Origin of the sequence: Rhodococcus sp. TAF43 (assembly GCF_052113525.1) — a bacterium.
GTDB lineage: Bacteria > Actinomycetota > Actinomycetes > Mycobacteriales > Mycobacteriaceae > Prescottella.
Window position 1 is genome coordinate 15,222 of the sequence record NZ_JBFRDL010000022.1, and the last position, 19,002, is coordinate 34,223.

The 19,002-nt window shown below is 70.1% G+C and carries 15 protein-coding genes; 5 read left to right on the forward strand and 10 right to left on the reverse strand.

Features of this window, described 5'->3' with window-relative positions:
• Positions 1 to 54 precede the first annotated feature (54 nt).
• The gene (pknB, locus tag AB4Z09_RS15190) at positions 55 to 2,061 is read right to left on the reverse strand and encodes a Stk1 family PASTA domain-containing Ser/Thr kinase (RefSeq protein ID WP_114719269.1); all 2,007 of its coding nucleotides are present in this window, start codon (positions 2,059 to 2,061) and stop codon (positions 55 to 57) included.
• Between the two features lie 122 nt (positions 2,062 to 2,183).
• Here pknB and AB4Z09_RS15195 point away from each other — a divergent pair, with 122 nt between their 5' ends.
• The gene (locus tag AB4Z09_RS15195) at positions 2,184 to 2,552 is read left to right on the forward strand and encodes an Rv2175c family DNA-binding protein (protein WP_174911035.1); all 369 of its coding nucleotides are present in this window, start codon (positions 2,184 to 2,186) and stop codon (positions 2,550 to 2,552) included.
• Positions 2,553 to 2,612: 60 nt separating this feature from the next.
• Here AB4Z09_RS15195 and AB4Z09_RS15200 read toward each other — a convergent pair whose 3' ends face one another.
• The 4 genes from AB4Z09_RS15200 to AB4Z09_RS15215 form a co-directional block, all read right to left on the reverse strand.
• Entirely contained in the window at positions 2,613 to 3,548 is a 936-nt protein-coding gene (locus tag AB4Z09_RS15200) for a phytoene/squalene synthase family protein (protein WP_174914796.1), read from the reverse strand.
• A gap of 16 nt (positions 3,549 to 3,564) precedes the next feature.
• Positions 3,565 to 5,184 (reverse strand): alpha-(1->6)-mannopyranosyltransferase A, encoded by a 1,620-nt coding sequence (locus AB4Z09_RS15205; protein ID WP_442240096.1) that lies wholly within the window; start codon positions 5,182 to 5,184, stop codon positions 3,565 to 3,567.
• Between the two features lie 102 nt (positions 5,185 to 5,286).
• Entirely contained in the window at positions 5,287 to 6,846 is a 1,560-nt protein-coding gene (gene crtI, locus AB4Z09_RS15210) for a phytoene desaturase family protein (RefSeq protein ID WP_174914794.1), read from the reverse strand.
• On the reverse strand, positions 6,846 to 7,967 hold the full coding sequence (locus tag AB4Z09_RS15215) for a polyprenyl synthetase family protein (RefSeq protein WP_442240097.1): 1,122 nt from the start codon (positions 7,965 to 7,967) through the stop codon (positions 6,846 to 6,848). The genes crtI and AB4Z09_RS15215 overlap by 1 nt, the downstream gene beginning before the upstream one ends.
• 139 nt (positions 7,968 to 8,106) lie before the next feature.
• On the opposite strand from AB4Z09_RS15215, the gene metF reads away from it, so the two are divergent.
• Positions 8,107 to 9,087: a methylenetetrahydrofolate reductase [NAD(P)H] gene (gene metF, locus AB4Z09_RS15220; RefSeq protein ID WP_114719273.1), complete on the forward strand. Its 981-nt coding sequence runs from the start codon at positions 8,107 to 8,109 to the stop codon at positions 9,085 to 9,087.
• Between the two features lie 67 nt (positions 9,088 to 9,154).
• On the opposite strand, the gene AB4Z09_RS15225 is transcribed toward metF, so the two are convergent.
• Positions 9,155 to 10,159, reverse strand: coding sequence for a poly(ethylene terephthalate) hydrolase family protein (locus AB4Z09_RS15225; RefSeq protein WP_442240098.1), 1,005 nt, complete (start codon positions 10,157 to 10,159; stop codon positions 9,155 to 9,157).
• 120 nt (positions 10,160 to 10,279) lie between these two features.
• Here AB4Z09_RS15225 and AB4Z09_RS15230 point away from each other — a divergent pair, with 120 nt between their 5' ends.
• The 3 genes from AB4Z09_RS15230 (at position 10,280) to AB4Z09_RS15240 (ending at position 14,629) form a co-directional block, all read left to right on the forward strand.
• Entirely contained in the window at positions 10,280 to 10,897 is a 618-nt protein-coding gene (locus AB4Z09_RS15230) for a TetR/AcrR family transcriptional regulator (protein ID WP_217487137.1), read from the forward strand.
• Between the two features lie 248 nt (positions 10,898 to 11,145).
• Positions 11,146 to 13,587, forward strand: coding sequence for a glycoside hydrolase family 3 protein (locus AB4Z09_RS15235; protein WP_442240099.1), 2,442 nt, complete (start codon positions 11,146 to 11,148; stop codon positions 13,585 to 13,587).
• Between the two features lie 154 nt (positions 13,588 to 13,741).
• Positions 13,742 to 14,629, forward strand: coding sequence for an SGNH/GDSL hydrolase family protein (locus tag AB4Z09_RS15240; RefSeq protein WP_429519664.1), 888 nt, complete (start codon positions 13,742 to 13,744; stop codon positions 14,627 to 14,629).
• A 29-nt stretch (positions 14,630 to 14,658) separates the two neighbouring features.
• Here AB4Z09_RS15240 and AB4Z09_RS15245 read toward each other — a convergent pair whose 3' ends face one another.
• Genes AB4Z09_RS15245 through AB4Z09_RS15260 form a run of 4 tightly spaced genes read right to left on the reverse strand, consistent with a single transcriptional unit; the run spans position 14,659 to position 18,989 of the window.
• Positions 14,659 to 15,825: a glycosyltransferase gene (locus AB4Z09_RS15245; RefSeq protein WP_441346824.1), complete on the reverse strand. Its 1,167-nt coding sequence runs from the start codon at positions 15,823 to 15,825 to the stop codon at positions 14,659 to 14,661.
• A gap of 7 nt (positions 15,826 to 15,832) precedes the next feature.
• Complete coding sequence (locus tag AB4Z09_RS15250; RefSeq protein ID WP_174914792.1) at positions 15,833 to 16,555, reverse strand: LppM family (lipo)protein; 723 nt, start codon at positions 16,553 to 16,555, stop codon at positions 15,833 to 15,835.
• A 32-nt stretch (positions 16,556 to 16,587) separates the two neighbouring features.
• Positions 16,588 to 17,409: a carotenoid biosynthesis protein gene (locus AB4Z09_RS15255; RefSeq protein ID WP_114719279.1), complete on the reverse strand. Its 822-nt coding sequence runs from the start codon at positions 17,407 to 17,409 to the stop codon at positions 16,588 to 16,590.
• Positions 17,406 to 18,989 (reverse strand): phytoene desaturase family protein, encoded by a 1,584-nt coding sequence (locus AB4Z09_RS15260; RefSeq protein ID WP_254622549.1) that lies wholly within the window; start codon positions 18,987 to 18,989, stop codon positions 17,406 to 17,408. Before AB4Z09_RS15260 ends, AB4Z09_RS15255 begins: the two co-directional genes overlap by 4 nt.
• Positions 18,990 to 19,002 lie beyond the last annotated feature (13 nt).

Here is a 19,002-nt window from a genome sequence, read left to right on the forward strand (position 1 = left end):
CCGCAGCGCACGAGGGGACCCTTCAGCCGTTCTCGGGGGATACAGGGGGACGGGTCAGGGGAAGGAGATCAGCGTGACGGTGCCGCCGGGGGCCACCCGGTCACCCGAACCCGGGTTCTGCGAGATCACCAGCGAGCGGTCCGACCCGGCCACCTGACGGACCTCGTACTGCAGGCCCAGGCGGGCCAGTTCCGACTTCGCGGAACCGACGGTGCGTCCGAGCATCGACGGCACCTTCACCGCGTTGGAGACGCGCAGCGTGACGCTCGACCCGGCCTTGACGCTCGTGCCCACCGCGGGGTCGGTGCCGATCGCGTCTCCGGCGTCGACATTCGCGTCGAACACCTGCTGCACGTCGCGGACAGTGATGCCCACCGAGTCCAGGGCCTGGCGGGCGGCGTCCTCCGACATCCCGGAGACGTTCGGGACGTCCACCGGCGGCGCGCCCTTGCTCCGGATCATCCGGACCTGGGAGCCGACGTCGAGCATCGTGCCGGGGGCCGGTTCGAGCGCGGCGATGCCACCGACCGGAACACGCGCGCTGAACGCCTCGCCGCCGTCGACGGGGGCGAACGTGCGCTCACGCAGTGACGTCTCGACCGCGGCGACATCGCCGCGACCGCTGACCTCGGGAACCGTGGGACGGCCCAACGACACCAACAGCGTCACGTCGGACCCGCGCGGCACCTTGGCGCCCGCGGCCGGATCGGTGCCGACCAGGGCATCGACCGCGACGGTGTTCGAGTACTCGCCCCGCGTCTGCGTGGAGAGCCCCGCGGCCTCGATCGCGGTTGTGGCGCCCGCGGTGTCGAGGCCGTCGATCGCCGGTATCGCGGCGTAGCGACCCGAGCCCAGCCACCAGCCGCCGAACCCCAGCCCGGCGGCGACCAGCAGGATCACCAGCAGCCACACCAGTACCGTGCGGCGGGACCGGCGCCGTTGCGCGTCGATGTCCCCGAAGCCGTGTTCGGCCGGTGGTTCGCTCTCGGGCGGGCTCTCCGGCAGCCGCGGCGTCGCGGTGGTGACGACCTTGGTGTGCTGGATGCCCGACTGCGGACCCTCCGTCGGCGCGGACATCACGGTCGTCGCATTCTCGGACGGCGCGGGTGCCGGTGCGGGCGGCCCCGCGGCATCGTGCGGGGTGCGCGTGGTGGCGGCGGTGGGGAAGCCGGACTGCTGTGCCGTCCGACGCGGAGCCGGAACCCGGTACGACGGCAACTGCAGCTGTGTGCACACCGAGCGCAACTCGGCCGCCATCGCACCGGCGTCGGCGAAACGTTCCTCGGGATCGCGCTCGGTGGCGCGGACCACGAGGTCGTCGAATTCCGCCGGAACGCCGTCGATGACACTGCCGGGTTCGGGAACGTCGTTGTCGATGCGCTGGTAGGCGATCGACAGCGACGTGTCGCCCGTGAACGGCGTCGTACCCGTCAGCATCTCGAACATCAGCACCCCGGCCGCGTAGACGTCGCTGCGGGCGTCCGCGGTGCCGGTGGTGACCTGCTCGGGGGACAGGTAGGCGGCGGTGCCGAGGATGACGCTGCGCGACGTCGTGTTCGACGCGGCGATCGCCCGCACCAGACCGAAGTCGGCGATCTTGACGTCCCCCGAGTGCGAGATGAGCACGTTCTCGGGCTTGATGTCCCGGTGGACCAGGCCTGCGCGGTGCGCGACGGCGAGGGCCTCGAGAACAGGTCGGGCGACGGCAGCGGCGGCGTGCGGGGGCATCGGGCCGCGTTCGCGCAACAGCTCGCGCAGCGTGCCGCCCTCGACGAGCTCCATGACCAGGAAGGCGTGCTCGCCGTCGCTGCCCTGGTCGTGGACGCCGACCAGCCCGGGATGGTTGAGCCGGGCTACCGCGCGGGCCTCGAACTCGAAGCGCGCGAGGAACTGCGGATCGGCGGCGAACTGTGGGTCCATCACCTTGATCGCGACCGGTCGGTCCAAACGCAGGTCCATGCCGCGGTACACGGTGGACATGCCGCCGCGCGCGATGGGTGCATCGATGCGGTAGCGCCGATCGAGCACCACACCGATCAGTCGTCGACCTCCGGGATTCAAGCTCGCGCCCCCTCGTTCCTTCCACAGATTCAGTTCGATCGTAGTCAGCCCGCGTCACCGTCCCCGTCCCCACGAAGGGACCGTGGTCGAAGCCGCGGTGCGGACCCGATAACGTTACGGGAGTGAGTGCTATCCCTTACTGCGATGACGTGTTGGACCGATCGATCTCTCTGCTGCAGTTGGCAGACGTGTCGAAGCAGATGGGTCTCGTCGTCACCCACGTGCACCAGTTGCTGCGCGACCACGAGCTGATCGCGGTTCGCCGTGACAGCGTCCTCGGCGTTCCGGAGGCGTTCTTCGGCGACGACGGACAGCCCGTCCGTCTGCTGCCGGGACTGATCCGCGTGCTCAAGGACGGCGGTTACGAGGACGAGGAAGTCATGCGGTGGCTGTTCGCCGAGGACGATTCGCTGCCCGGTACGCCCATCGATGCGATGCACGGTGACCTGGCGCGTGAGGTCGTCCGCCGCGCACAGTCGATGGCGTTCTGAGTTTCCGGCCGGGTCGGGTCGCGGGTAGGTCCGCGGCCCGGACCCCGGTGCGCTGTGTCGTCAGCGGTCCCGCACGGTCAGCGTTCGCGCGAGCAGCGGCAACGCAACCGCCAGCCGTCGGTGCCGAGGAACCGTCGCGCGCCGGTCGAGGACTCGGAACCCGCTGTCCTCCACCTCGTCGAGGATCTCGGAGTACAGCACGACGGCGGCGCGCATCCCCGGACGGACACGGGGCTCGAGCATGTCCAGTCCCGGCTCCGCCTGCCGGTAGAGCGCTCGCGTCAGGGCAGTGAAGTGGGCCAGCGCCCGCCGCAGCCGCGGGTCGACCGTCCCGGTGCGCCGACAGCGATGCAACAGTTCCTCGTCCACCCCGAACGTGGTCCAGGTGTCGGCGGGTAGGTACACCCGCCCACGGTCGAGGTCCTCGCCGACGTCGCGGATGAAATTGGTCATCTGGAAGGCCTCGCCCAGCGCCACCGCCCGGGGCGAGGCCTCCGCGAGGGATGTCGTGGTGCCCAGGACGGGCAGCATCTGCAGGCCGATCACCGCGGCCGATCCGTGCATGTACTGCCGCAGCGCGTCCATGTCGGGATAGTTCGCGCGGTATGTCGGCGTGCCCGGGATGTCCATCCGCATCGAGTCGAGGAACGAGCGGAAGTGGGCGACCGGGATGTCGTAGCGGCGGATCGTGTCGGCGAGGGCCGTGACGACCGCACCGGTGCGGGGATCGTCCACGGGGCGTCCGGCGAGTGCATCGTCGAGACGAGACTCGACGAGGTCGACCGCTGCCGCGCGCTCGGCCGGTGGCCGGCCGGCGCAGTCGACGTCGACGACGTCGTCGACCGTGCGCGCGAACCCGTACAGGGCGTGGACGGCGGGCCGTCGCTCCGGCGGCAGCAGGCGGGTCGCGAGGTAGTAGGTGCGGCCGTGCTCGGCGGCGAGCCGACGGCAGTGCCGGTAGGCCGCGGCGAGGTCGTCCGTGGGGGTTGCTCGGATCACAGCGCCGGTCGGGTCACACTGCTGGTCGGGTCACCGACGAGCGCTGCTCGGCGGCGTCGGCCATCTCGTCGACCGCCACCGCGGCCGCCGCGGCCGCGGCACGGGGTTTGTCGGACACCGACCGCAGACGCAGCGGGTCGACGGTCCTGAGGGACACCGCAGCCACGACAGCGGCGAAGGTGGCCAGCGCGACGTGGAAGAACGTGTAGAGCCCGATCGACCCGTCCGGCTGGAACACCAGCATGAGCCACGTCGACAGGCCGACGAGGATCTGCAGCGTTCGGGTCGACATCGCAAAGCCGGCGGCGATCGAGAGCGGCCACGAGTAGTACCAGGGCAGTGCGGCGGGGGAGAGGACGACGATCGCGACGAGAGCGACGAGGATGCCCATGACTGCGTCGCGCTCGGTCTTGCGGAACCGCCACCACACCGCGACGAGGATTGCGACGAGCGCGACCGCACAGATCATGCGGGTGATCTCGAGGGCCGGTTGACCGGCGTGCAGCTCGCTGCTCACCGTGACGATGTGCGCCAGGAACGTCGGCAGCGACAGCCAGTTGATGATCTTCGCGGAGCCGGACAGCGCGGTGAGCCACCCGATCCCGACACCGGCGGCCGCCGAGGCCGCGGTGAAGATCGCGACGAACACCGCGAACCCGGTGCCCGCGGTCTTGAAGAAGGCCGCCAGGGGTGTCGCGGGTTCACGGCCCTCGGCCAGCGCCTTGTCGCGCTCGTGGATCATCCAGATCCACACGATGAACGGCAGCGCGATCCCTGCCATGGCCTTCACCGCGACRCCGAGTGCGATGATCGCGACAGCCGCGACATGCTTGCGATCCAGCGCGAGAGTGATGCCGGCGACCATCAGGCCGACCATCAGAAGCTCGTTGTGGACGCCACCGATGAGATGGATCAGCACCAGCGGGTTGAGGACAGCGAGCCACAGCGCGATCGCCGGGTTGCCGCCGAGCTGACGGGCCAGCCGGGGCAACGCCCACACCATCAGCGCCAGACCCGGAAGCATCGTCAGACGCAGCATCATCGTGCCCGCGACGACGTTGTCACCGGTGATGGTCGTGATGCCCTGGCCGAGCAGTAGTGAGATCGGGCCGTACGGTGCGGTGGTGGTGGTCCACACGTTGCTGACGTTGTCGAGCAGGATGCCCGGGTTGACGACGGGTCCCACCGCGTATGGATCGAAGCCGTCCCGCAGAAGGGCTCCCTGCGCCAGGTAGGAGTACGCGTCCCGGCTGAACATCGGGACCGCGAGCAGCATCGGCGCGGTCCACACCGGGACCGTCCACGTCAGCGCTCGGAGGCCGACACGGCCCTTGATCGTGGCTCGGCCGAGGCGCACCCACGCGGTGATCATCGCCAGGACGCCGCCCCAGATGACGATCGTCGACAGGACGTAGCCGTGACCGAAGCGCAGCCACGACAGGCTCATATCCTCGAGCAGCGGATCGTGCCGACGGACGCTGCCGGCGCCGAAGCCGCCGAACGTGATCATCAGGGCGCCGACGAAACCGAGAACCGTCGAATGTCCCTCGGGGGTGCGCAGATAATCGGCGCTCGAACGCAGCCAGGACCGCTCGGTAACGGCAGCGTCGTGGATTCCGGAASAGGCCGACATCGGTGCAGGTTCCTCCCCGGAAGGATCGTTCAGTGATATCCGGCCGCGTCGTGACGGTCGGACAGCATGGGACGGGTAGTCAGTTTAGTGCGTCGGCGGCAATTATCGGGCAAGCACCGGCTTCGGCCGTCCGCACACGCGCTCGGCGGCGAGTTTGCCCGAGATCAAAACCGTCGGGACGCCGACGCCGGGTGTCGTTCCGGATCCCGCCAGAACGACGTTCGCCGGCCGTCTGACCAGGTTGCGGCGCCGGAATGGCCCGGTCTGCCGGAAGATGTGGGCCGGAGCGAACGGGCTCCCGGCCGCCATCCCCTGACGGGCCCACGTGGCMGGCGTATCGATGTGATCAACGGCATAGTCGGTGCCGATGTCGTGGTATCCGCGCTGTTCCAGGGTCTGCAGGAGCTCGCTCGCGTACGCGTCGGTCAATGCCGACCAGTCGAGCGGGGCGCTGTCGAGGTTCGGGCACGGCGCCAGCACCGACAGTGGTTCGTGTTCGACGCCGTCACGGTTGAGGATCAGCCCGGGATCGGTCACCGCGGGGCGGGTGATCAGCAGGGACGGATCGCTCATCAGGCGGCCGCGTCCGGGCCGCGCCGCGATCTCGGCGAACGTGCGCTCCCACTCCGCGCCGAAGTCGATCGTGTGGTGGTGTGGCGCACCCCACCGCGTGCTGGTGACGCGGGGGACCGTGCCGTGCAGCACGACGGCCGACGGCGAGATCCGCTGACGACGGACGCGTCGGGTCGCCAGCAGGTCGTCCACGATCGGCAGGTCGGGGGTGAGGACGAGCGCATCGCACGGAAACGAACGACCGTCGGCGGTGTGCACGGTGCGCACCCGGTCACCGGACCGCTCGATGCGGGTCACCTCGGTGCCCAGGTGCAGGGTGCCGCCGGCCGAGGTGAAGGCGTCGGCCATCGACTCGGCGATGGTGCACATCCCGCCCTCGGGGAACGACACCCCGAGCGAAGTGTCCATGTGCGCGATCGCGCCGTACACCGCGAGCGCCTTCGCCGGCGCCACACCCGCGTACAGGGCCTGGAACGTGAAGATCCGCTGCAGCCGTGGATCAGTGACCCGCCGGGCAACCTGACCGCCGAGCCGGCCGAAGCCGCCTGCTGCGAGCAGGCGCGCCAGATCGGTCGCCGACTTCCGGGTGGAGAACAGATCCAGCGGTGAGTCGAAGTTGGCGTCGATGAACGTGTCGAACTCGGCGTCGAACACCCGGGCCAGCCACCGGCGCAGATCCAGATAGCGGCGTGCCTCGTCCGGTCCGCAGACCCGGGCGACCTCGGCGACCATCCGCTCGGGGTCGGAGTGCACGTCGATCGTCGAGCCGTCCGCGAAACGCGCGTGGTACGCGGGAGCCAACCGATGCAACCGCAGCGGCGGCGTCGTCGTGTCGAAGTCCGCGCCGACGGCGGCGAGCGCGTCGCGCACCAGTTCGGGCATCGTCAGCACGGTGGCGCCGCTGTCGATCACGTACCCGGGGCCCCGGTACGTTCCGACGCGCCCGCCCGGACGGTCGTCACGCTCGAGCAGCGTCACGTCCCGGCCGCGCCCCCGCAGATGCAGCGCGGCGGCCAGCCCGGCCAGCCCGGCGCCGACCACCACGACCCGGTCGGTGGCGCCCGGAACGGTGCGCACACCCACGGCGATCAGGCGTCCCGGCGGGTGACGGCGATCGCCATCTCCCGCAGTCGCCGCTTGCCCTCGTCGGTGGCCGTGCTGCCGTCGAGCGCCGCGAGTGCGTCGGCGGTGAGTTCGGAGATGCGACGTTCGGCGTCGTCGACGGCGCCCAGGTCGGTGATCACGGTGCGCAGCCGCGCGACCTGCGTATCGGACAGGTCGGTGCCGATCGACTCACGCAGCAGCGCCGCGGCCGCCGGATTGGTGGCGTCGGCGCGCTGCAGGGCCTCCGCGAACAACACGGTGCGTTTGCCCGCGCGCAGGTCGTCGCCGGAGGGCTTGCCGGTGACCTCGGGATCGCCGAAGACCCCGAGCAGATCGTCGCGGAGCTGGAACGCGATGCCGATGTCGGTGCCGAACCGGCGGTAAGCCTCGACCAGGGCGTCGTCGGCCCCCGCCAGTGCCGCACCCAGGTGTAGCGGGCGTTCGATCGTGTACGCGGCCGTCTTGAAGCGGTTGACGCGCAGCGCGGCCTCGATCGATTCGTCCGCGCGCACCTCGCCGCTGATGTCGAGGAACTGACCACCCAGGACCTCGGTCCGCATCGCCGACCACACGGGGGAGATGCGGGCGAGGGTCTCCGGCGCGAGCCCGGCCTCGCGGACCATGTCGTCGGCCCAGGCCAGTGCCAGATCGCCCAACAGGATCGCGACGGCCCGGCCGAATTCCGCGCTGCCGCCGCTCCACTGCTGCGCGCTGTGCTGATCGGCAAACTCGACGTGCACGGTGGGGAACCCCCGACGCGTGGTGGACGCGTCGATGATGTCGTCGTGGACCAGTGCGCACGCCTGCACCAGTTCCAGCGCCGACGCACTCCGCAGTACCGCGTCCGCCTGCGCGCCCTCGGGGTCGCCACCGGCTGCGAGCCAGCCCGTCCACGCGAAGACCGGACGCACCCGCTTGCCGCCGCGCAGCACGAAGCTCTCGAGGGTCGCGACAGCGTTCTCGTAGCCGCCGCCGACCGAACGGATCGTGTCGGCCCGCGACGCGAAGAAATCGCGGAGCGCACCCTCGACGAGATCGGTGAGCGGTGGGGTGGACCGGGAAGGGCGAGTGGACTCGCCGGCTCCAGCGGACAGGACAGCCTCCAAGTTGAGTACGGACCGGCGCGCGGCGGCGACCGTGGCGCAAAGCCTCGACACCACCATAGTGGTCGCTCGGATGCCGAGGCTGCCGGTACGGACCCCACTCGATGCGGGTGAAACAGGGAGGCCAACCTATGCTGGATCGGTGACATTCGATGCCGTTCGGGGGCGCAACAGCGCGGGTTGGGAGACCCAGACCCCATCGATCGTGGACCGGATCAGCTCGTCGGAAGCTTCCAAGAGTGGTCGGATCCCCTTCTCAGTCGAGTTCTCGCCCCCGCGTGACGCGGACGCCGAGGCGCGTCTGTGGCGCGCGGTCCGCGAGTTCGAGCGACTCGGACCGGCGTTCGTGTCCATGACGTACGGCGCGGGCGGCTCGACACGCGATCGCACCGTCCGGGTCACCGGCCGGCTCGCGGAGGACACCACGCTGCTCCCCGTGGCGCACTTGACCGCGGTGGGGCACAGCATCGACGAACTGCGTGCGATGTGCGGCGCCTACGCCGATCGCGGTATCAGCAACATCCTCGTGCTCCGGGGCGACCCGCCCGGTGATCCGCTGGGTGAGTGGGTCAAGCATCCCGACGGCGTCGAGTACGCCGAGGAACTGGTCCGTCTGGTCCGCGACATGGGCGACTTCCATGTGGGTGTGGCCTCGTTCCCGGAAGGCCACTACCGGGCGCCCGACCTCGAATACGACACGAAGTACCTCGTGTCCAAGCTGCGGGCCGGCGCCGAGTACTCGATCACCCAGATGTTCTTCGACGTCGACGATTATCTGCGACTGCGCGACCGCGTCGTGGCGTACGACCCCGAGCAGGGCGAGAAGCCGATCATCCCCGAGATCATGCCGATCACGTCGCTGCGCTCGGCCCGTCGCAGCCTGGAGCTGTCCGGTTCGAAGCTGCCGGCCGCGCTGGAGGAGCGGCTCACCCGGGCTGCGGGTGACGGTCCGGAGGAGAACCGTGCCGCGGTGCGTGAGATCGGTATCGAGGTCGCGACCGAGATGAGCGAGCGGTTGATCGCCGAGGGCGCGCCGTGCCTGCACTTCATCACGCTCAACTTCGCGCGGGCCACCGGTGAGGTGCTGGCGAACCTGGGTATGTCTGCCTCGACGTCGGTGTGACGGGCTCGACGCGTCCGCCCATTGGGTGAGTGCCGGCCGCGGAGTCGCCCGGCACTCACTCGTCGGTTCATCCGGTGATGTTGCTCGTCTGATTGCTCCAGTCGGGGTCGCCGAACAGTTCGCCGGTTCCCGAGACGAAGGCGCTGTGCGCCCGGGTGTCACCCTGCAGTCGGTCCATGACCCAGGCCGTGAGGTAGCCGAGGAAGCCGGTCACGCCGTTCACGCAGCCCAGGTTGTCCGGGGTGCAGCCCGGCTGGCCCTGAATGTCGTTGTGGTTGGGGCCGTTCAGGGTTGCCCGCACCTTGGTCAACGATTCCGGAGTCGCCTCGTAGTAGGCCTGTGCGGACTGGATGCCGATCATCTGCCACGGCAGCGGCTGGGTGGACGGCGAGATCGGGCTGTCGGAGCCGTTGACGTAGAAGACCGAGCCGGTGGTGAGCTCCCGGGGGTCCGTGCAAGTCGTCATCCCCTCCGGTTTCGGTAACCCGAGCGTGCACATGTACTGGCCGGGGAGCTCGATGGGGACCGCGGTCCTGACGGTGCCGCCGGAGTGCGCGGTCGCGTTGAGGGTGCCGACCGCGCCCTGGGAGTGCCCCATCGCGCCGACGGCGTCGGTGTCCAGCTTCTGATGGAAGACGCTGGACGGATCACCGTCCTGGCGCCGGAGGAAGTCCACCGCTTCCAGCATCTCCCGGCCGGAGCCCGTGTTGGTGTTGTCGGCCGCGATCACCACGAAGCCCCAGGACGCCAGGTGCGAGAGCAGATAGTCGTACTGGTGCGGGTGGGCGAAGGTGCCGTTGCCCCAGGTGATGATCGGGTGGCGCTCCCCGTTCGCGCCGAGGTCGGTGGGGTACCAGACATCGAACGCGGCGCCGGTGGAGTCGCAGCAGCCGAAGCCCTTCTGCGTGGTCAGCTCCCACGGCCCGCGGTCGGAGTACGTGGATTCGACGGCCTTCGTGGGCCCGGCGGCCGACGTGGGAATCCCACCCGCTTGTGCGGTGGTGCCGGCGGCGACCACTGCCGTGATCGCGGTGACGAGGACGACGAGACTTTTCCGCAAGCGACGTGTCATAGGTCGAGAGGGTAGGCATCGCGCCTAGCGGGAATTAGGCTTTGTGACGGTATCGTTACAATCCTGCCGTCATTCGCGGCCGCCCAGTGAGTCGAACGCCGCCGTCGTTAGGCTCGTACCGTGACGGAGCGACAGCGGGGCGGGCGGGCGGCCAGGGCGGAAGCGCGGCGTGAGGCCATCCTCGACGCGGCGATGACGGTGATCGCCGAGCGTGGCTATCGGGCAACGACGCTCGCTGCCGTGGCGGAACGCGTCGGGCTGACCCAGCCCGGTCTTCTGCATTACTTCCCCAGTAAGGAACACCTCCTGGTCGGCGTGCTCGAGGCTCGCGACCGGTGGGATGTCGCTGCGTTCCTCGCAGGGGCCACGGATGCGCGCCTGTCGCACCTCGAGCAGGTTGTCGAGTTCAACGCCGAACGTCCCGGTGTCGTCCAGACCTTCACCGCGTTGGCGGCGGAGAGTGCGATCGGCCAGCATCCGGCACGGGAGTTCTTCACTGAGCGTTATGCCGGTGCGCGTGAGGTTTTCGCCGAGTTGCTGCGGCGGGAGTTCGGCGATCGACTGCCCGGTGGTCTCACGCCGGAACAGGCGTCGCCGTTGTTGATCGCGGTCTTGGACGGCATGCAGATCCAGTGGCTCCTGGCTCCTGAGGATGTCGACATGCCCGCTGCCTTCCGTAACTTCGTCGCGCTGCTCGCCCTGGGTGATCGTTCCGAGGACGGCACCGGCCGACGCTGACGCGAACCTCTCGCGCGGTTGCTCATCGGCACCACGGCCCCCGTCGATGCTAAATATAACGTTTTCATATCAACGCCTATCACTCATTAGGTGATCGTGTCAGTATCGAACCGCTGTGGCGCCACCCAGCTGCCCAGTCGGCCGCATCCTCGCCGGGATCGGCGAATCGACTTGTTCGCCAACCGGTTTCATTCTGGTGGACGCGGTTCGCTGGTTGCTGAAACCGTTCGATGACAAAGGAATTCACGATGGAGAACGAAGCCGTACGCGAGGCCGTCGAATCGGCGCTCGCCAAGCTGGATCTGGACGCGAAGGCGCGACTGCTTCAGGGGCAGGACATCTGGACCCTGCCGCCGCTCCCCGAGATCGGTCTCGGCTCCGTCGTGATGTCCGACGGCCCTGTCGGCGTGCGCGGGGCCAGCTGGGGTCCGGAGGACCCGTCCGTCCTGCTGCCCTCGCCGACCGCGATGGCCGCGACCTGGGATCCCGAGCTGATCGCCCGGGCGGGGACGCTGCTCGCGCAGGAGGCGCGCCGCAAGGGCGTGCACCTGCTGCTCGCTCCCACCGTGAACATGCACCGCACCCCCGTCGGTGGCCGGCACTTCGAGGCGTATTCCGAGGATCCGCTGCTCACCGGCGCGATCGGCTCCGGCTTCGTCCGCGGCGTGCAGTCCGGCGGCGTCGGAGCCACCGTCAAGCACTTCGTGGCCAACGACGCCGAGACCGACCGGATGAGTGTCGACAACATCGTCTCCCCGGAGGCCCTCCGCGAGCTCTACCTCGCGCCGTTCGAGGCGATCGTCGAGGATGCCCGACCGTGGGCGATCATGTCCGCCTACAACGGCGTCAACGGCACCACGATGAGCGAACACACCGAACTACTCAGGGGCGTCCTCCGCGACGAGTGGGGCTTCGACGGGATCGTGGTCTCCGACTGGATGGGCACCCGCTCGACGGTGGGCGCGATCCTCGGCGGCCTGGACGTCGCGATGCCCGGCCCGGTGTCCGTCTACGGCGAGCTCCTCGTCAAAGCGGTCCGGGACGGGGAGGTCGACGAGTCCGTCGTCGACGAGGCCGTGCGTCACGTCCTGTTGCTCGCGGCGCGTGTCGGGCTGCTCGAGGGCGCCCCGGCCGCGGTCGCCGAGTTCCCCGCCGCGGTCGACGGCCGCGAGATCGCGCGCGAGGTCGCCCGGCGCTCCTTCGTGCTTGCCCGCAACGCCGAGGTCGACGCCGCCCCGGTGCTGCCGATCGACCCTGCCGAGACCACCGTCGCGCTGATCGGCCTGGCCGCGCGGGACGCCCGCGTGCTCGGCGGAGGATCCGCCATGGTCTTCCCCGAGGCTGTCGTCTCCCCCCTCGCCGGGCTGACCGCTGCGCTGCCCGACGGCAAGCTGAGCTACAGCGTCGGCACGGCGCTGAGCGACGAGATGGGCGTCGCCGACCACGGATTCGAGCTGCGCGCCCGCTGCTACGCCGCCGACGGCTCGCTGCAGCGCGAGCTCCCGCTGGCGAACGGCAACATCATGTGGATGGGCGACCTCCCCGAGGGCATCGACTACGAGGCGCTGCAGACCATCGAGATCATCGGCGCCTTCACGCCCGAGCAGTCCGGCCCGCACCGCTTCGGCACCAAGGGCATCGGCCAGTTCACCCTGACCGTCGACGGCGAGACGCTGTTCGAGGGCGACCAGGCGCTGGAGAGCTTCGACCCGTTCGAGATGCTCTTCGGCTCGCCGAAGGACCGCGGCGTCGTGGAGCTCGAGGCGGGCCGGACGGTCAAGGTGGTCCTGCGGTACACCCCGATGAAGATGGAGGGTTCTCCCATCGCCATCGTCAGCTTCAGTCTCGGACACCTCGAGCCGCAGCGTGACCCCGAGGAGCTCATGGCCGAGGCCGTGGCCGCCGCCACCGAGGCGGACGTGGCCGTCGTCGTCGTCGCCACCACCGACAAGGTGGAGTCGGAAGGCTTCGACCGCACCACGCTGAAGCTGCCGGGTCGTCAAGACGAGTTGGTGGCCCGTGTGGCCGCGGCCAACCCGAGAACCGTCGTCGTCGTCAATGCCGGTTCGCCGGTGGAGATGCCGTGGCGCGACGAGGTCGCGGCGGTGCTGCTGAGCTGGTTCCCCGGGCAGGAGGCCGGCGCCGCACTGGCCGACGTGCTGGCCGGTGTGGCCGAGCCCGGCGGCCGGCTGCCGACCACCTGGCCCGCCACGCTCGCCGACTGCCCGGTCACCGACGTCACCCCTGTCGACGGCAAGCTCGCCTACGCCGAGGGCCTGTTCATCGGTTACCGCGCGTGGGATCGGTCCGACGTCGAGCCCGCGTATCCCTTCGGGCACGGCCTCGGCTACACGACCTGGGCGTACGAGGGCGTCGAGCGGGACGCGGATACCGTCACCGTGACCGTCCGCAACACCGGATCCCGGCGCGGACGCGAGGTCGTGCAGGTCTATCTCGCGCCGGTCGAGGCGCACGCAGACCGGCCGGCCCGGGCGCTCGCGGGCTTCGCGACCGTCGAGGCATCGCCCGGCGACGCCGTCACCGCGACGATCACCCTGCCCCGCCGGGCGTTCGAGATCTGGGACGAGGAAAGTCGCTCGTGGGCCTACCAACCCGGGGCGTACGACCTTCAGGTCGGCCGGTCGTCCGGGGATTGCCCCGTCACTCTGCGGATCGAGACGATGGAGTAGCGGTCCGGTCCAGCTCCACCAGTTCCTTGCCAGGCGTTGCGATCAGAACGTTTGTATGCCGTATGCGGCCATCATCTGGGGCGGCAGCCGGTGCGCGCGAGTCCACCCGATCGGTTCTTCCGGCCGATCGCATCCGAGTTGGGGGAGACGCATTATGGCAACAAGAATCACGGGCAGACGATGGAAGGCGATGGCGGCCGTGCTGGCGGCCGCGTCAGGGATGGCGGCTCACGCCGTCGCCCTGGCGTCGCCGGCCGCCGCGCTGCCCGGCGGTACCGAGTATGTGAATCTCGGCGACAGTTTCAGTGCGGGATCGGGCGTCGCTCCGATCGCGTCCGGACAGCTGCCGCAGTGCTGGCAGTCCGAACAGAACTTCGCACACATCGTGGCAGCCGAATCGGGTTATCGGCTCACCGACGTCAGCTGCGGCGGCGCCAAGACCGGGGACTTCTACCAACCACAGTATCCGGGGACCCGGGCCCAACTCGACGCGCTGTCCCCGTCGACCGAGCTCGTGACCGTCATGATCGGCGGAAACAACAACGACACCTTTGCCGGCGCCATGGCGACCTGTATCGGTGCCTGGGCGGTCAGTCCCGGCGCGTTCGACCCGTGCAAGTCGCGATACGGCGCGGGCCTGTTCGAACCGATCACCAGCCAGACCTACCCGGCGCTCGTCAAAGCGCTCGAGGACGTACATGCCCGCGCCCCGCGAGCCCATGTCGTCGTTGTCGGGTACCCGTGGTTGCTGCCGGCGACCGGAGGCTGCTTTCCGCAGTTCCCGATCGCGCAGGGCGACGTCCCGTATCTGCGTGATCTCCAGGCGACGCTCAACGACGCGATCGCGCGAGCGGCCGCCGAGACGGGTACGTCGTTCGTCGACATGGCCCGGGTATCGGAAGGGCACGACGGCTGTAAGCCGGTGGGGGAGCGGTGGATCGAGCCGCTGGTCTACTCCGCGCAGCCGGTGCCGGTGCATCCGAATGCAGACGGCGAACGCGCCCTCGCGAGGGAGGTCGCCGCGGTGATCGCGAACGGCTAGCGAACGCCGAGTGCTGCCACGGTACGGGGCTAGCCGATCGCCCGGCCCTTCCACCGCAGTCCGCCACGTCGGCGGTCCCGGTGGGAGGCGACGGTGAGGCCGATCAGGCCGACGATCGACACCGGGTGGGCGGCCGCGTCCAGGAGGTCGCCCACCCGGGGTCGTCGTCCGGTCTCGACCGTGCGCGCAGCAAGTCTCGAGGCGGTGGCTGCGGCGTAGCCCACAGCGCCCCACCGGCGGTTGTTGCCGCGCCCGAACAGCATCGCGGCCGGCGGCACCAGATAGGTCAGTGCGGCCGCGGCGGCAACCGCCGTCGATCCGGCGGCCGAGCCGTACGCCGTCCACAACCAGCGGGTGTATCCGGCACGCAGCGCGGCGGGGCCGACATACATCCGGCACGTCGCCTTGTCCTGCGCGGCCACGACCACGGTCCGTCCGCCCCGCCGGCGCAGCTCCCGGGCGATGTCGAGATCCTCGGTGAGGCTGTCGGCGACGACGGCATGCCCGCCCATCCGGAAGTAGGCCGCGGCGTCGAACACGAGGAACTGCCCGCAGGCCACCGCCGTCGACGGGCGGCGGCTGTCGTTGGCGACGCGCACCGGCAGCATCGAGAACCACGACCAGCACAGCAGCGGCTGGATGATGCGTTCGGTGGCCGTGACTGCATCCTGACGGGGCCACGGGGAGACGAGGTCGGCGCCGGTGCGGCGTAACTCGGTCACGGCGGCCGCGAGGGCGTCCGGGGCCAGTCGTACGTCGGCGTCGAGGAAGACCAGCACACCCGGCCGTCGCGGATCGACCAGTCGGGCCGCGTGCTCGGCGGCGGTCCGGCAGGCAGCGGTCTTGCCCAACCATCCGGATGGCGGGGCATGCGTGGTTCGGATCAGCGCGAAGCGGCTGTCGCCGTCGAAGGCGCGTTCGGCGACCAGTGCCGTCGCATCGGTGGAGTCGTCGTCGAGGACGATCATGCGCAGCGTGCCGAGGAGGGTCTGGCCGCGTAGATCCCCGAGGAGACCGGCGATCCGGTGTGCCTCGTTCCGGGCCGGCACCAGGACCGTCACGGGTTCGGTCACCGGTTCGGCGTGCAGTCGGGGCAACCCGGCGACGTTCGCGGCCGTGACGGCGGCCGCCGCGAGCGCGAGCCCGGTACCCGCGCGGGTCGCGACGGCGAGCGGTTCGAACGGTGGAACCACTATCGAAGGCTCACCGTGTCGACGTCTCGAGAGGCTCCTCGCGGCGAGGCCCGGACGGTGTTCTGCGGTTGCGGGTGGCCCACGCCATCACACCGACGATCGCCGCGACGGCGATCGTGACGCCGGCCGCCATACCCGCCCATCCGGCGAAACTGCGGGTCTTGGGATCGGCGTAGCGAACCTCGGCGCGCAGCGTGCTGACCTCGCCGGCCGGGAGCTTCCACGTGATGGTCGAATCGCCCTCGCGAGTGCCGTTGGTCGTGGCGACCCGGGCCGGGAAGGCGATCGTGAACTGTACGTCGGTGCCCTGGGCCGGAACGTTCTCGAGATCGATCCGACCGCTGAGGTTCACCAGATCACCGGCCCGCTGCAGCGACAACTGCAGGGCCCCGTCGGTCTGCCCCGACATGCCACCGAGATCCTGGACGTCGCCGAACGACAGTCCGCTGAAGAACGCCTCGGTTCCGACGTACCCGTCCTTCTGGTACTCCTGCACCCGGATCCGGTTGGCGAGCGACGGGGGCGGGGTCAGCTGTGGACCCTTGTCGTTCTCGTCCTTGGGGACGGTGGCTGCCACGATCTGCCCCGAGACCTTGTCGTCGGCCGACACGCCCATCGACACCTGCACACGCAGGCACCCCGCCAGCAGCGGCACCGTGATCAGTGCGAGTGCCGCGGTCGAGAACAGGCGACGGAACCGGGTACGTGATGGCGATGGCGTGGACGGCTGCACAGGGGTCATCGTGCCAGGCACGGGTATTCGTGTCAGGCGGTAGGGGTGTTGTCCAGCTCGTTCCGGCGTGTGCGCGCCAGAACCACGAGCAGTGGCACCCCCAGTACGCCCATCGCGACCGCGCCGTAGACGGCCGAGTACCGTAGTTCGGGTGCGTCGAGGAACACCGCGTGGGCCAGCGCCGAGCCCAGCCACGTCCACAGGAACAGTGCGGTGGGCACCGCGTCGTGCCGGAGCGGCGTCGTTCGGGGACGACGGTCGAGCACGTCCAGGAGGGTGACGAGAACCGCCATCGCGAGGGCGACGACGACCCAGCCCGCGTAGTTGGTGAGCGGAATGTGTTCGACACCGGGCAGCCCGGCATCGGTGACGCACCAGCGCCACTGGCCGTCGGCGACCATCTGCGGGTCCAGATACAGGTCCCAGCCGACGACGCCGATCGTCGCGAGGACGATGCGGGGGAGCCGCGCGCGGGTCAGTCGCGACGCGACGCACCACACCGGGTAGAAGCCCGCCGTCCACGCGAACGGGACCACCAGCGGCACGTCGGCGACGGCCCAGCCGAGCCGTCCGGTGGCGTACTCGTAGCAGCCGTACGGGATGCCCGTCGCGGTTCCGACCACCTCGGACAGCAGACCGACCCCGGCCGTCGCCAGGACCATCCCGGCGGCCCACCGTCCGCCGCGCACGGCCACGGCGTGCACGATCGAAGCGGCGGCCAGCAGCGCGACCACGGCGACCGTCACCACGTCCCGGGATCGGCCGTCCACCAGCGGATAGACGATCTGCGCGGCGACCGCGGCGACGGCGAGCGCCACCGAGGCGCGCAGCATGACTGTGTTCGGGGGGCTCATCGGAAGGGCTTGCGGAGCGCCTGTCGCAGTCGACCACCGCGCGCGTCGGACAGGGCGACCCGCGCCGCGCTGCGTCCGCTCGAGCCGGACACGCCACCGCCGGGATGGGTCGACGCTCCGGTGAGGTACAGGTTCTCCGCGTCCGGTACCCGGTGCGCGGACAGCTCGGGGATCGGACGCCACATGAACATCTGGTCCAGTGACATCTCCACATGCATCACGTTGCCGCCGATCAGACCCATCTCGCGTTCGATGTCCGCAGGTGTCTGGATGTGTCGGTGACGCACGCTGTCGGCGAAGCCGGGTGCGAGGGCGTCGACACTCGCGACGATGCGATCGGCCTCGCTCTCGCCGAGATCCGCCCAGTTGCGGCCGCCGGACAACGCGTAAGGATGCCACTGCGACCACAGTGTCACCTGGTGCTCGCCGGCGGGGGCGATCGTCGGGTCGATGCCGCTGAAGCTCATCGCGAGCACCGCCGGTTCGGGGGGCAACTCGCCGGCGAGGGCGGCTCCGTGCGCCGTCCGCAGCTGGGCCCGGTCGGAGACGAGGAGTTGCAGGCCCGATGTCGCGGTCGCGTCCGTCGCATCGGAGGGCGCGCTCGGGTACGACGGCAGCGCGTCGGTCCCTAGACGCAGCACCATGCCGATGCCGGGCCCCACCCGGATCCGGCGACGCCAGCGGTCGAGTGTGGCGCGGTCGTAGCCGCCGCGTTCGAGCAGATCGAGAGTGGTCAGCACGTGGCAGCCGGCGACGACTCGGCGGGCACGGATCCGACGTCCGGACTCCGTCACCACGGTCCAGCCGTCGGAGTCCTTGCGTAGTTCGGTCACGCCGTCACCGAGCGTGACCGTTCCACCGTCCGAGGCGAGCCGGGCGGCGAGCGCCGCCGTCAGCGCGCCGCTGCCGCCGACCGCTCGACCGGGTGGCAGCGTGTGCATCAGCGCCGCGAACCCGACCATCGGCGCGGTTCCCGGCTCCGACATCGGCGGACCCGACTGCGCACCGAACCACGCGAGTGCCGCCTTGAGCGGTTCGCTGTCGAAGTACTCGTCGAGCAGCGCATCGCCCGACGTCAGGAACTCGCGGGAGATCTCGCTGCCGCCCCCGGACGTGTCGAGGCCCCAGAACGACCGCAGCAGGTGTCCTCCGGTGGGCGGCGCCGCGAAGGCCCGCATCACGCGCTCGGTCCGCGGCCCCCACGTCCGGACGAAACGTCGGTAGGCGTCCGCATCGGCCGCACCGCACGATTCCTCGATGGATCGGCATGTCCGATCGAGGCTGCGGTGGAAGACGATTCCCGGTCGGTCCGATCCCGCCGGCGCCGGGGCGAACGCCCACGGGTCGCAGTCGATGTAGCGCAGTCCGTGCGCGGCGAGGTCGAGCTCTTCGATGATCCCGGTGTGCCGGATCATGATGTGCGCCGACGACCCGCGATCCACCTTGTGTCCCGGGAACCGCTCGACCGTCGAGACGGCGCCACCGACGACGGTGTCCCGTTCGAGAACCTCCACCGACCATCCCGATCGGGCCAGATAGCAGGCCGAGACCAGGGCATTGTGGCCCGAACCGACCACCACCGCGTCGAGTCGA

Excerpts from the sequence above, each read along its gene's own strand:
- AB4Z09_RS15255 (WP_114719279.1), bottom strand. The coding sequence starts at position 17,409 with ATGAGCCCCCCGAACACAGTCATGCTGCGCGCCTCGGTGGCGCTCGCC.
- AB4Z09_RS15235 (WP_442240099.1), top strand. The coding sequence starts at position 11,146 with ATGGAGAACGAAGCCGTACGCGAGGCCGTCGAATCGGCGCTCGCCAAG.
- AB4Z09_RS15240 (WP_429519664.1), top strand. The coding sequence starts at position 13,742 with ATGGCAACAAGAATCACGGGCAGACGATGGAAGGCGATGGCGGCCGTG.
- AB4Z09_RS15225 (WP_442240098.1), bottom strand. The coding sequence starts at position 10,159 with ATGACACGTCGCTTGCGGAAAAGTCTCGTCGTCCTCGTCACCGCGATC.